This is a genomic window from Marinomonas piezotolerans (assembly GCF_003362755.1).
GTDB lineage: Bacteria > Pseudomonadota > Gammaproteobacteria > Pseudomonadales > Marinomonadaceae > Marinomonas > Marinomonas piezotolerans.
In genome coordinates this window covers 170477-183624 of sequence record NZ_QKRA01000006.1, presented here as the reverse complement: position 1 = coordinate 183624, position 13148 = coordinate 170477, and the positions used below count along the sequence as shown (strand labels likewise).

The 13148-nt window shown below is 47.9% G+C and carries 15 protein-coding genes; 13 read left to right on the top strand and 2 right to left on the bottom strand.

All coding sequences use genetic code 11. From position 1 onward, the window contains the following. Nucleotides 1-102 precede the first annotated feature (102 nt). The 13 genes from ligA (at nucleotide 103) to argE (ending at nucleotide 11484) form a co-directional block, all read left to right on the top strand. Nucleotides 103-495, top strand: a complete 393-nt coding sequence (ligA, locus tag DN730_RS13515; protein WP_115468678.1) for a protocatechuate 4,5-dioxygenase subunit alpha — start codon at nucleotides 103-105, stop codon at nucleotides 493-495. After that, on the top strand, nucleotides 495-1343 hold the full coding sequence (locus DN730_RS13510; protein ID WP_115468677.1) for a class III extradiol dioxygenase subunit beta: 849 nt from the start codon (nucleotides 495-497) through the stop codon (nucleotides 1341-1343). The genes ligA and DN730_RS13510 overlap by 1 nt, the downstream gene beginning before the upstream one ends. Continuing rightward, a complete protein-coding gene (locus DN730_RS13505; RefSeq protein ID WP_115468676.1) occupies nucleotides 1340-2053 on the top strand; it encodes an alpha/beta fold hydrolase in 714 nt (237 codons plus the stop codon). Before DN730_RS13510 ends, DN730_RS13505 begins: the two co-directional genes overlap by 4 nt. Then, nucleotides 2046-2498, top strand: coding sequence for a nuclear transport factor 2 family protein (locus DN730_RS13500; RefSeq protein ID WP_115468675.1), 453 nt, complete (start codon nucleotides 2046-2048; stop codon nucleotides 2496-2498). Before DN730_RS13505 ends, DN730_RS13500 begins: the two co-directional genes overlap by 8 nt. Nucleotides 2499-2624: 126 nt before the next feature. Further along, entirely contained in the window at nucleotides 2625-3605 is a 981-nt protein-coding gene (locus tag DN730_RS13495; RefSeq protein WP_115468674.1) for a TRAP transporter substrate-binding protein, read from the top strand. 1 nt (nucleotide 3606) lies between these two features. Further along, entirely contained in the window at nucleotides 3607-4113 is a 507-nt protein-coding gene (locus DN730_RS13490; RefSeq protein WP_115468673.1) for a TRAP transporter small permease, read from the top strand. Then, a complete protein-coding gene (locus DN730_RS13485; RefSeq protein WP_115468672.1) occupies nucleotides 4110-5414 on the top strand; it encodes a TRAP transporter large permease in 1305 nt (434 codons plus the stop codon). Before DN730_RS13490 ends, DN730_RS13485 begins: the two co-directional genes overlap by 4 nt. Before the next feature lie 189 nt (nucleotides 5415-5603). Next, a complete protein-coding gene (locus tag DN730_RS13480) occupies nucleotides 5604-6773 on the top strand; it encodes a hypothetical protein (protein WP_115468671.1) in 1170 nt (389 codons plus the stop codon). Between the two features lie 88 nt (nucleotides 6774-6861). Continuing rightward, nucleotides 6862-7776 (top strand): LysR family transcriptional regulator, encoded by a 915-nt coding sequence (locus DN730_RS13475; protein ID WP_115468670.1) that lies wholly within the window; start codon nucleotides 6862-6864, stop codon nucleotides 7774-7776. A 161-nt stretch (nucleotides 7777-7937) separates the two neighbouring features. Further along, nucleotides 7938-9197 (top strand): flavin-containing monooxygenase, encoded by a 1260-nt coding sequence (locus DN730_RS13470; protein ID WP_115468669.1) that lies wholly within the window; start codon nucleotides 7938-7940, stop codon nucleotides 9195-9197. A 9-nt stretch (nucleotides 9198-9206) separates the two neighbouring features. Continuing rightward, nucleotides 9207-9626 (top strand): RidA family protein, encoded by a 420-nt coding sequence (locus DN730_RS13465; protein WP_115468668.1) that lies wholly within the window; start codon nucleotides 9207-9209, stop codon nucleotides 9624-9626. Nucleotides 9627-9637: 11 nt separating this feature from the next. After that, entirely contained in the window at nucleotides 9638-10312 is a 675-nt protein-coding gene (locus DN730_RS13460; protein ID WP_115468667.1) for a DUF1028 domain-containing protein, read from the top strand. Further along, nucleotides 10312-11484: an acetylornithine deacetylase gene (gene argE, locus DN730_RS13455; protein WP_115468666.1), complete on the top strand. Its 1173-nt coding sequence runs from the start codon at nucleotides 10312-10314 to the stop codon at nucleotides 11482-11484. The genes DN730_RS13460 and argE overlap by 1 nt, the downstream gene beginning before the upstream one ends. Before the next feature lie 12 nt (nucleotides 11485-11496). Here argE and DN730_RS13450 read toward each other — a convergent pair whose 3' ends face one another. Continuing rightward, the gene (locus tag DN730_RS13450; RefSeq protein ID WP_115468665.1) at nucleotides 11497-12306 is read right to left on the bottom strand and encodes a pyrroline-5-carboxylate reductase family protein; all 810 of its coding nucleotides are present in this window, start codon (nucleotides 12304-12306) and stop codon (nucleotides 11497-11499) included. Beyond that, nucleotides 12303-12944, bottom strand: a complete 642-nt coding sequence (locus DN730_RS13445; RefSeq protein WP_115468664.1) for a TetR/AcrR family transcriptional regulator — start codon at nucleotides 12942-12944, stop codon at nucleotides 12303-12305. Before DN730_RS13445 ends, DN730_RS13450 begins: the two co-directional genes overlap by 4 nt. Nucleotides 12945-13148: the final 204 nt, after the last annotated feature.

Here is a 13148-nt window from a genome sequence, read left to right as displayed (position 1 = left end):
AATTTTAAAGGATGTTTATAAAAGCGCATAGGACAGATTGAAATCGGCTGTGTAGTTTTAATGGAAATCACTGATACATCTTTTGGCTGAAGCAGGAAGAGTATGAACTCGAATAATAACAACTACAGCGATATTCCAGGCACCACGGTGTTTGATGGCAACATGGCTCGCAAAGGGTTTCATTTGAATCAGTTTTGCATGTCGTTAATGAACGCCGCCAACCGAGAATCGTTTAAACAGAACGAAAGTGCTTACCTAGACCGCTACCCACTGACGGACGCTCAGAAACAAGCCGTATTGGCTCGGGACTTTACCCAGCTTATTGCCCTTGGCGGCAACATCTATTACCTCGTTAAGATCAGCTCGTGCGATGGTTTAAGTGTCGCCGCTGCGGTGTCTACCATGACGGATCTCAGCACTGAAGAGTACCTCGATATGATGCGTAACGGCGGTCGCTCACCGGAAGGGAATCGCTACCTTAAGGAGCAGCAGTAATGGCAAAGATTCAAGCAGGGCTTGGCACCTCTCATATCCCATTATTGGGGCGCATTATGGATATCGGTGACAGTGATAAAGCCGAATGGGCGCCAGTTTTCTCGGGGTTCGATTTCACAAGACAATGGATCAAAGAGCAAAAACCCGATGTGGTCATTTTGGTGTACAACGATCACGCCACGACCTTTGATATGAAGTTTATCCCGACGTTTGCGATAGGCTGTGCTGAAGCGTTTCAGCCTGCTGATGAAGGTTATGGCGCGCGTCCTGTCCCCACCGTAAAAGGTGCCCCAGAACTGGCATGGCATCTAACAGAATCGCTTATCTTGCAAGGCTTTGATATGACCATCGTGAATGAAATGGATGTGGATCATGGCCTGACCGTACCGCTGTCCATGGTATTCGGCGAGGTCGAAGAGTGGCCTTGTCGAGTCATTCCTTTGGCGGTGAATACGGTGGTCTATCCAGCGCCCACGGGTGAGCGTTGTTTGGCATTAGGCAAAGCGCTTCGAGAAGCTGTGGAGCAATTCCCCGAAGATTTGAACGTCCAAGTGTGGGGCACTGGGGGGATGAGTCATCAGCTACTTGGAGAGCGAGCAGGCTTGATTAATCAGCCTTGGGACACCGAATTCATGGACAGTTTAGCAGACGACTACCAGCGTTTAGCGGGGATTTCACAAGTGGAGTACATCCGTGAGTCAGGTACCGAAGGCTGCGAAATGGTGATGTGGTTGATCATGCGTGGCGCACTCAAAGCCAAAGTCAAAGAGGTGCATCGTCACTATCACGTGCCCGTCTCGAATACGGCTCTGGGGCATATTATTTTTGAAGAAGAGGTGTCGCAATGAAGGCTAAGCTAGTCTGCCTAACGGGCCTGCTTTGCGACGAATTGGTGTGGCAAGGTGTGGCTGAACGACTGGAAACGATTGCGGACGTGAACATTATTAGCTTTGCCGGGTTCGATGACTTAACACTCATGGCGCAGCATGTATTAGAAAAGGTTCAGGGTGATTTCGCCTTGGCGGGTCATTCCATGGGGGCTCGCGTGGCGTTAGAAGTGTACCGCTTAGCACCCGAGCGTGTGACCCATTTAGCGTTACTGAATACCGGAGTGCATCCTAAGTCCGAGAAAGAAGTACCAGGGCGAATACGCTTACTGGAGCTTGCGAAAGAGCAGGGCACTGAGGCGCTCGCCGTGGATTGGTTAAGACCGATGATGTCCCCCAAGGGGCTGAAGAATAGTGCTTTAATGGCTGACCTTGAAAGGATGGTAAGTGCTTACTCCGTAGATCAGTTTGTTGGGCAAATAAACGCCCTTATGAATCGCCCTAATGCGCAGGCCATCTTAACTACGATTACGGTGCCGACATTACTGCTATCTGGCACAGAGGACAGTTGGAGCCCAGCGGCGCAGCATCAAACCATGCAAGAGGCCATTATGGGTAGCGAGCTGGTAGTGGTCGAAGGTGCGGGTCATATGGCCCCGGTCGAAGACCCCGACAACGTCGCCGCGGCGATGCAAGCTTGGCTAGAGAAAGGAAGTAAGTCTTATGAATAGCGTAGATTTAGACACCATGTTGATCGAGTGGCAATGTCAGAAATTAGTGACGCGTTCTATTAATTTGCTGGACCAAAGCCGTTGGCAAGAGTTGTCTGAGTGCTACAGCGAAGATGCAGTATTGCACCGTCCGAGTGCCCCATTAGACAAAATTGAAGGACGGGCGGCGATTCTGAAATCGTTTACAGAGCGCCCAAGTAAAGAGACCTGTCACGCGTTGAGCAATATCGAAGTGACCGTACATGATGCCCAATCCGCAACGGTGGCATCCCGCGTGGTGCTGTTTTCTGGTGAACAAAAAGCCCCCGATATTGAAACCATCATTGCCGCCAAAGCCAGTGTGTTCATTGGACGTTTCGTTGATGACCTGAAGAAAGTAGACGATACCTGGTTGATAGCGAAAAGGCAGGGTTCGATTGAACTGAAATTCAACGGAAGCGAATGAAATAAGCTCTTTAGAGCCATAACAAGAAGACTATTACGAACGGGGCAGTGCGCGTTATGGCATGTCCTCAGATCCAAAATAAGAAACGCCTAATTTAGGCACTAAGATCAATAAGGGAGTCATCATATGAACGTTAGTAAACTGCTTGTTGCCGCATCGACGGCGATTGTATTGACCAGCCAAGTTGTTGCCGAAGAATTGAAGTTCGCCAACTTCACACCACCATTTCACACAATCAACGCGTCTGTCATTGAGAAATTAAATAATGACTTGTCTGCCGCGACAAATGGAGAGCTGACCGTGCGTGGCTATCATGGTGGTGAATTGGGGTCGGGTCCCGCAGAGCAATACATTCGTGTTTTGCAAGGTGCTACGGATATGGCTTGGGGATTACCAGGCTATACCTCATCACAGTTTGGTAAAACCATGATTGCTGAATTACCTGGTGCGATTCCCGAAGACATGCCTGGTTATCAAGCGTTGTGGCGCGCCTTTGACGACAACCTTAGCCAAGAATTCCCAGGCACTAAACCGCTTGCTCTTTGGACGTCTGAACCCAACATTTTTATTATGCGCAATAAAGTGATCCGTACGCCGCAAGATTTAAACGGTCTGAAAGTGCGTGTTGCTGGATCGACCGCGGCGGAAGTGGCGAAAGCCTTGGGCGCTACCCCAGTGCAAATGCCAATTAGCCAAGTGTACAACGCGATGCAGACTGGACTCATCGACGGGGTAATCACTGGGGCCTCAACTCTGAAAGACTTTAAACTGGATGAGGTGGCTGACGCGCTGACATTAGGGGCGCCTCTAGGTCGTTTGACGTTCTTTACCGTCCTGAATGCCCAAGTCTATGGTGATCTCAGTGCTGAGCAGCGCGCTGCGGTCGATGCAGCAAGTGGTATGGAACTCTCTAAAAGTGCTGAAGATGCTTGGTTAGTCACTGCCAATGCTGCGTTAGCGGCTGCCCAAAAAGATAGTTCGAATGCCATTGTTGAGTTGACCGATGCGGAGAAAGAAGCCTTCACTAAAGCGGTTTCAGGCGTTGTGAACAGCTATGTGAACAGTGTGGATGGTGACGATGCGTTAGCCGCAATGCAAGGCAACTAATATGTTTGCCGCCATTAGAAAGCTGGCAGACGGGTTGATTAACCTGTCTGCTGCCATCGGATCATTGGGGCTGATCTTCATCATGTTGGTGATTCTTGTTGATGTCATTGGGCGTGCCTTTGGCTCGCCCATGTATGGCTCACAGGATGTCATTACCATGTCGATGACCGTGGTTGTGTTTGGCGCGATGGCCATCTGTGATCGTACAGGCGGTCATATTTCCGTGGACCTATTTGAACGAGCTTACCCAGAGCTTCTCAATCTTGCGATTGATATTTCAGCCGCTTTATTAGGGGCTGTGATTTTTGTCGCGATTGCTTACGCGGTCAACGAAAGCGCCAAGCTCTCGGCCATGTTGAACCTCTCTACGAACTTGTTGCGTTGGCCAAAAGCGTGGTTTCAAAACGGCTTGTCCGTATTCGCCTTGTTAACAGCGGCGGGGATGGTATTGCGCGCGCTGGAGCTAACGTTCTCGGGACGAGATGTCCGTAAAGGAGACGCCGTATGAGCGCTTCAATGATAGGCATGATCGGTATTCTGATCATGTTTGTATTGCTGTTACTTCGTGTGCCCGTGGCGTTTACCATGTTTGCAGTAGGGTTTGCGGGTATCACCATTTTAGACAGCAGTCGTTCGGCGTTTAGTTTGCTTGCGTCGGAGAGTTTTACCTTGGCGTCTTCGCCTGAATTAGTGGTCATTCCTTTATTCATTTTAATGGGAAATGTCGCGTCTTTAACCGGTATGAGTCAGCGACTTTATGATGCCGCTTACGCCATCATTGGTCAGTTTCGGGGTGGATTAGCGTCCGCGACGGTCATCGGGTGTGGTGGTTTTGCCGCGTTATCCGGCTCCTCAGTGGCATCAGCCTTGACCATGGGGAAAGTAGCATTAGGGCAGATGGATCGATTTAACTACAACACTCGTTTATCGACTGGTGTGGTGGCCGCAGGGGGGACCTTAGGTATCTTGATTCCACCGTCTACAGGCTTTGTGATCTACGCCATCTTAACCGAGCAAAGTATTGGTCGCTTGTTCCTAGCGGGTGTGCTGCCTGGGATCATGTTGTTGTTGCTGTTTATTGTCATGATTATGGTGATTTGCTACTTCAAACCTGACTTTGGCCCTGCAGGGCCTAAAACGAATCTCAAAGAGAAAAGTAGAGCTATCTTGGGCGCGGGTCCAATAGTCGGTGTGATATTGCTGACGATTGGGGGTATTTACGGAGGCTTGTTTTCGCCCGTGGAAGCCGCCGCCGTTGGCGCAGGAAGTGTGATCCTGGTGGGGCTTGTCACTCGGACTTTGACGATCAAATTACTGTGGAGCGCGGCGCGTGATGCCGTTGTGACGACGGCTACGGTAATGCTGATCTTGATTGCAGCGCATTTGATCAATCCTTTTATGGCGCTGAGTCATATTCCAACTGCCGTGGGTGAGTTTTTGGCTGCACTGAATCTTGGCGTAACCGGTACCTTGATTTTGATCTTGATGATTTATTTGGTGCTAGGCTGCTTCCTGGAAGGTTTCGCTATGCTAGTGCTGACGCTACCGATTTTCTTCCCGATCATATTGCAACTGGGGATCGATCCGATTTGGTTTGGTGTGTTAACCGTTTTGACCCTTGAAATGGGGCTAATTTCCCCTCCGGTGGGCATCAACGTGTTTATTGTGAAATCTGTCGCGCCGAATGTTGCGTTGGGGGATATTTTTCGTGGCGTACTACCGTTTTGGTTAATGATGATTTTAGCGGTGGCCTTGCTCATGGCATTTCCACAGATTGTATTGCTGCTACCGAATACTATGTTTGGTTAGCCTGAAGCGACGCAAATTGAATACAAAGAAACGGTTCCAATACTGATACTAGAGTTTTTGAGTTTTGTTAAGGCGTTTTAAAGCCCCTACTGCGAATGTACTGGGGGCTTTTTGATTTAGGGTTCGCGTTCTACACAAGCTTTGCTAGATTGGAGGTTGTCGTAGAGCTTAATGTAGGAGCGGATGCAAATGCTAGACGCCTTAAAAAGAAATAAGGATGTGCTGATTGTTCTAGCGCTGGTGGTGTTTGCTTGGGTCGGTGTGGTGGATCAGTATGCCGAGCAATATATTAATGCGTCTTTAGTATCCGCGGGGGCGTCGTTTGGTATTGCTCGTCTTTTCAACGCGACGATTTCGGTGTTGTCGACGATTACCCTAAATGTCGCGATTGTTGGGTCGGTTCAAATTGGTGAGTTATTAGATCCATTAAACGATCTAGTGGAAGACTTCTCTTCCGTGATGAAGTACGCCATCTCTTCTTTACTGATTCAGAAGCTGCTCGTTGAGATTCTTCAAACGCTTCACTTTAAGGTGTTTTTATCGATATCTGGTGTGGCATTTCTGGGCACTCGGTTCGTGTTCTCTCGTTATCGAGCGCTCGCATACAAAGTTTTCTTGTTCGCGGTTATCTGCAAGTTTTCTATTGCTATGGTGGCGGTGGCCAGTAGTTGGGTTGATGAAGCTTTCATTGATGATGCGGTGCAGCAAGAGTACGCTGCCTTGGAAGCCTTCCCCGCGTCTCCAGATCGACTCGATGAAGCGCTGGATTTGTCTAAGGAAATCAAAGTTCAGGTCGCGAGGGAGCTGGAGTCAGAGCAAGCGAAGCGGCAAACTTTATTGCTTCAGAGTCAGCGCTTAACGCAGGACGAAACCGACCAACTGGCTCAGATTGATCGAGTGGAAGAAGCGTTGGCCGTTGCGTCAGAAGGTCGTTCGGGCTTTAGCGTGCTATTTGATAAAACAGCAGAGGAGCGTGCATTGGAGCGCGAGAGAAATCAATTGTTAACGCAGCTGCGTCGTATTCAACGGAATTTGAATGATGTCGAAGATGATTTGGATAATGTAGATGATGATATTGCCGAGTTGCAGGATCGTCTAAAGGGTGAGGTGAGTACCTTTGCGAGTATTCGTAATGGCTTCAGCCGCATAACCGTGGCCGCCAAAGACAAGGTGACGGGGTACGTTGCCACATTGAACCAGTCTATTGATCATTTCTTAAATATGATGGCGTTATTTGTCTTGAAAACCATGATTATCCCGCTGCTGTTTTTGGTCATCATGTATAAGGCGTGTGTTCGCCTTTGGGGGATCACTCCCGCGTCGGCAGTCACAAAGGCTCGCGAAGCCGTTGAGGGTTGATTTTTTGATCGAAGGGCCAGCGTTGCTTAATAAAAAACTATAGAAGTTATAAACTAAACAATATTTTTGAAATGTTGTGAGGGAAGTTATGCGATATTTTACGTTGAAGCAATTGCATTATTTTACCACGGTGGTCGAAACGGAAAGCATTGCGGAAGCGTCGCGTAGGCTTCACATCGCTCAACCTTCTATTTCGATTGCAGTCAAAAATCTTGAAGATTCGTTTGGGCAACAATTACTGATTCGTCATCATGCACAGGGCATATCACTGACTCCAAGTGGGCGACGCTTCTACGACAAAGCAAGGGAGTTGCTGCGCTTTTCTCATGAGTTTGAGCAAAATACCTTAGCAGACAGTGAAACAACCAGCGGTAAGATTTCCATTGGTTGCTTTGAATCGGTCGCGCCTCTATATATCCCCAGACTGATTGCTGGGTTTAAAGCGCAATATCCTGATATTGAGATTCAACTGCATGATGGCGAGCAGCACGAAATCATGGTGGGGTTGCATCGAGGAAAGTTTGATATGGCGTTCTTATATGACTTGGAGTTGGATAACTCTATTTTAAGAGAACCTCTTAATGCGCCACATAAACCTTATGCGCTTTTACCTGCCGATCATCCGCTTGCCGCTCAACCTTCGGTGACCTTGGCGGAATTAAGTCGTGAGCCGATGGTACTGCTAGACGTCATCCCAAGCCGCAATTATTTTTTGAGTATTTTCAATGAGAAAGGACTACACCCAAATGTTGCTTATACCTCACCTTCTATAGAAATGGTGCGCTGTATGGTTGGACAAAAGCAGGGCTTTTCTGTGTTGGTGACGCGTCCACACAGTAAAATGACGTATGATGGTAAAGAGCTTGCCTACATTGATATAGAAGACGACATGGAAAGTTCAGCGTTAATTATGGCGCACCTCAAAACGAACGAGCCCACGAAACCGGCGCAGTTATTCATGGATTATTGCCGCACAGTTAACTTTGATCCTGCTGATTTATAAGATTAGGGACGTCGCCTTACACTATTTATTTGTTAAAGCGAGGTTGATTAATATTTTTTCTATTCAGATCGTATATTTATAATAATTTACGGATGTTAGACGCTGCCCTAAGCTGATTTGTATTGGAAACTTACTAAATCTGCTTAATAAGGCGCGTATCCATGAAAAATAACATTCAAGAGATCGATACACTCATCGTTGGGGCGGGTCAGGCTGGGATTGCCATGAGTGAACATCTTACTCGTCAACAAGTCCCTCACCTTGTACTCGAAAAAAATCGTGTTGCTGAAGCATGGCGTACTCGTCGCTGGGATTCATTGGTTGCTAATGGCCCAGCATGGCATGATCGCTTTCCGGGTATGGAGTTTCCCAACGCTCATCCAGATAGCTTTGTTAAAAAAGAAAGTGTCGCAGACTACTTTGAAGCTTACGTTGAAAAGTTCGAAGTGCCAGTGCGCACAGGTGTAGAAGTCTACAATGTGACGCAAACGAAAGGGGTCAGCGGATTTAATGTTGAGACCTCCGCTGGTACATTCCATGCGCAACGAGTGGTGTCGGCCACTGGCGCCTTTCAAACACCTATTATTCCTGCTATCGCTCCCAACGACGACACGCTTCATCAGATTCACTCTGCATCTTACCGCAACCCTGATCAGTTACCTGATGGCGCCATTATGGTGGTTGGGGCGGGCTCGTCTGGAGTGCAAATTGCCGAAGAATTATTGCAGTCTGGACGTGAGGTTTATTTGTCGGTAGGTCCTCATGATCGACCACCACGAAGCTACCGTGGTCGTGATTTTGTTTGGTGGTTGGGAGTATTGGGTCTTTGGGACATCGCTGCGAACGAACCAGGTAAAGAGCATGTCACCATCGCCGTCAGTGGCGCACAAGGGGGCAAGACAATTGATTTTAGACAATTGTCTAAAGCTGGGATGAATTTGGTCGGTCGAACGGAGTCGTTTGAGAATGGCCGAGCGTACTTTGCAAATGACTTAGGCACCAATATTCGTGGCGGAGATGCGAATTATCTCTCTTTGTTAGACCGCGCTGACGAATACATTGCTAAAAATGGCTTAGACCTTCCTGAAGAGCCGGAAGCCCGTTCGCTGCTAGATGATCCAGCTTGTATGACGAACCCAACGTTAGAGTTGGATCTGGAAGAAGCGGGTATCAACACCATTATTTGGGCAACGGGCTACTCGAATGATTATGAATGGCTGCAAGTGGATGCGTTTGATGAAAAGGGTAAACCACAACATCATCGTGGAGTCTCTAAAGCACCAGGTATCTATTTCTTAGGGCTGCCTTGGTTATCTCGACGTGGTTCGACGTTCATTTGGGGTGTATGGCACGACGCGAAATACATCGCCGATCAGATCGTTATTCAACGTCAGTACCAATTTTATCCTGAGCACCCATAGGAGTTTTAGATGCCTACTCACACCCGAATTAGAATGTTTAATACCAAAGAAACGTACCCTAACCAGTCCTTAGACAATGATTTATGCCAGGCTGTTGTTGCGGGCAATACGGTCTATGTACGAGGTCAAGTTGGAACCGACTTTGATGGCAACTTGGTCGGTCTTGGAGATCCACAAGCCCAAGCAGAGCAGGCGATGAAAAACGTTAAACAGCTGTTAGAAGAAGCTGGTAGCGATTTGACTCACATTGTTAAAACCACCACCTACATTACCGACCCTCGTTTTCGAGAGCCCGTCTATCAAGAAGTCGGTAAATGGTTAAAAGGCGTGTATCCCATTTCCACTGGTTTGGTGGTAGCAGGCCTAGCACAACCGCAATGGCTGATGGAAATCGATGTGATTGCCGTCATTCCAGATGAAGACAAGTAAGGGAGCGAATTATGACGATTTCTATCACAGCGCTATGTCCTGATACGGGACAATTTGGAATCGCAATCAGTTCATCGAGTATTGCGGTCGGGGCTCGGTGTCCTTGGTTGCAAGCGGGTGTCGGAGCCGTTTCCAGTCAAAATATAACCTTGCCTGCTTTAGGACAGAAAACCTTAGACCAATTACAGGCAGGACTCACGGCTGATAAAGCATTAAAAGCGGCGCTTGCCGAAGACAAATTCAGCGCCTATCGCCAAGTGACGGCGATCGATGCACACGGAAATGTTGCGTGCTTTAGCGGCTCCGAAACCTTGGGAATTCATCATATGGTGAAGGGCTTTAATTGCGTTGCTGCGGGTAACATGTTGTCTGATAAAACCGTGATTGACGCTATGGTCAGTGCATTTGAAGAATCCACTGGAGAGTTAAGCAGTCGTTTGCTAATCGCTTTGAATGCGGGCGTTGAAGCCGGTGGGGAAGCAGGACCTGAGCATTCTGCAGCGCTAAAAGTGGTCGATGATTATACGTGGCCACTTGTCGATTTGCGGGTAGATTGGGCAGACCAAGATCCAGTCGGTGAGCTTGCTAAACTTTGGCAAGAATATGAGCCTCAGATGTTAGCTTACGTAACCCGTGCCCTCGATCCGCGCCAAGCCCCCAGTTATGGTGTACCGGGAGACGAGTGATGACGTTGCACTCTAATGATGATCAGGCTGAGGTGCGTGCGCTGCTCAGTCAGCTACTTAGTTTCGATACGACAAGTCGTGAGTCAAACCTTGAGTTGATTCATTTCATAAAGACTTATCTTGAAGAGCTAGGTGTATCAAGCACTCTGATTTTTAATGAAGAGCGCACCAAGGCAAACCTTTTGGCTCGTTTTGGGCCACAAGGTGACGGTGGTGTGATGTTGTCTGGCCACACTGATGTCGTACCAGTGGATGGTCAGAATTGGACGTTTCCAGCGTTTGAGCTAACCGAGCACGAGCAGAAATATTACGGCCGTGGTAGTGCAGACATGAAGGGCTTTATCGCGTGTGTGTTAGCGGCCGTGCCAAGGTTTGCCAAGCAGCGTTTAAAGATGCCTGTTTACCTCGCGTTTTCCTACGATGAGGAGGTGGGATGCTTGGGCGTTCGTAGCTTAATTGAGCACTTGAAATCGTCTCCCGAACGGCCAGCGTTATGCATCATTGGTGAGCCTACGTCTATGAAGCCCGTATACGGACATAAAGGCAAAGTGGCGATGCGCTGCAACGTTCGTGGTCATGCATGCCACTCGGCGTATGCGCCTGAAGGCGTGAACGCAATTGAGTATGCTGCGCAAATAATTGGCGAACTTTCACAGGTCAGCGAAGCGTTAGCTAAGCATACGGACGATCAGTTTGATCCACCCTATAGTACGATTCAGACGGGGGTAATCAAAGGTGGTGCGGCGTTGAATATCGTGCCAGAGTCGTGCCAATTTGATATGGAAATGCGCTATCTGCCTGGCGTGGATGCTAACGCTACCTTTGATAAATTAGAGCAGTTTGCAAAGGGCACACTAGAGCCCAAAATGAAGGCGATTTCTAGTGAATCAAATATCCAATTTGAAAAGCTCTCGGCGTATCCACCGCTACTCACGGATAAGCAGTCTGATCTGGCGAAATGGGTTGGACAGTGGGCCGATAATGCTTCTTATGAAACGGTGGCGTTTGGTACAGAAGGGGGGTTATTTGATGAGGCAGGTGTGGCGACTATGATCTGTGGGCCGGGGTCGATGGATCAAGGGCATAAACCTAATGAGTTCATTGAAATCGATCAGTTAAACCGTTGTTCCAGCATGCTACATAATCTCTGTTCGTGGCTGTCTGAAGCTTAATTAAGTTATTCTTTACTCTTTAGTAGGCGAGTCGAAGTGGATGGCTTTATCGTAAGCCGCTTCGACGCCTGACTCCACCGCCTCGAAAAAACCGCATTGTTTCATTTTGGCCAAGCCTGCTGCGGTGGTGCCTTGATATTCCTCAAATACAAAGACCGTATTGGCTGGAGGGTTCGAGAGGTCTTTGAATGCTGCTCCGCTGCCCAATAAGGTCGCATTAACCGCTCTTTGTGCTTTATCTTGCGGGATCCCGAGTTTGATGGCGCTCTGTTGTAACGCTTGTGCTAAGAGAGCGGGATAAGCTGGCCCTGCCCCTGAAATCGCCGTTAACACCTCGATATGGTCTTCGAGATCGTATTGGTCTTGGTGGCCTATGCAGTGAAGAAGTTTTGCAATGAAGTCGAGTAATGTTGGGTTATCTTGTGATGTACAGTACCAAGGGGTATAAGATTGCTGATTTGAGCACGCACCATTAGGGAGAGCGCGTATGACGTACTTTGTACGGTGTTTTTTGCTGAGTGCGTGGCTTGAAATCCCTGCCATAAATGACATCAAAGGTTTGTCGCGAAGGTTTAAAGTGATCGATGCCCAATCCTGTGGCCTGACCGACATAATGATTAGGTCTGATGCATCGACCAATGCTTGATTGTCCTGTGTGAAGGTCACGCGCGGATGCTTCTCTGTCGCGGTTGCACGTCGTGAGGAGACGATAAACTTAACCTCTGCTAGCTCTTCAGAGAGCAGTGCGCTATTTGTTAATGCTGACCCAAGCCAACCTAAGCCACCGATTATTCCTACGGTATGATAGTTTGATGCTGTCATTTGGACGATTGCTCCGGATGGTAACCGTGTCGGTGATAGAAGCGGTTGATTTCATTCTCAGAAGGCCACTCTCCTGTGAAGGCTTTAGTAAAACTGGGCACGCGTTGCATTCTTGTCTCGATTGATTCTTTCACTTGCATCGTAATGTAGCCAATTTGAACAAGGTACAAGGTTCGCGCGTTGACATCCGCTTCGACTTTCGCTTTTCCAAATTTCGTATACATGGCGATGAGAGCATTCAATCGCTCATCATCTGCTTGTTGAACGGCATCACGTATCTCGCTTGATTGCAACGACCAGCTACGCACAGCAAATTCAAGCTTTGAATCAAAAAGCGTTTGGTCATACCAACAATCGAAGACATTGAGGGTTGCCTCACAAATGGATTCGGCATACGCATCCACTTGAGCAACAAAATTGCCGGTATTCTTCCTTTTCCAAAAGGCGACTAGCTCATTAAGTAGCGCTTCTCTATCAGAGAAGAACCAGTAGAAACTGGTACGAGAGATATTCAGTCGTTTGGCCAGCGTTGAGATTTTGACCGCCTCAATGCCGGACTCTAGCAAAATCTCTATGGCCGCCTCGAACCAAACTTCAGGTGACCCGCGCCAACCTGAATCCGTATTCTTTTGTTTCATTGTTAAAGTTTCCATAAGTGATTTTTATTGAAAATGTACAACATCGTCAAGTATAAAATGTACAAAGGTGAATATTTTCAAAAATACATTAATAGTAAATTGACACACCTGTACATTTATAACTAGGATCTAGATAAAGGTTATTTGTTGATCAAAATACGGACAAAGAAACCAGCCCAATATCATAACGTAATAAGGAGTGTG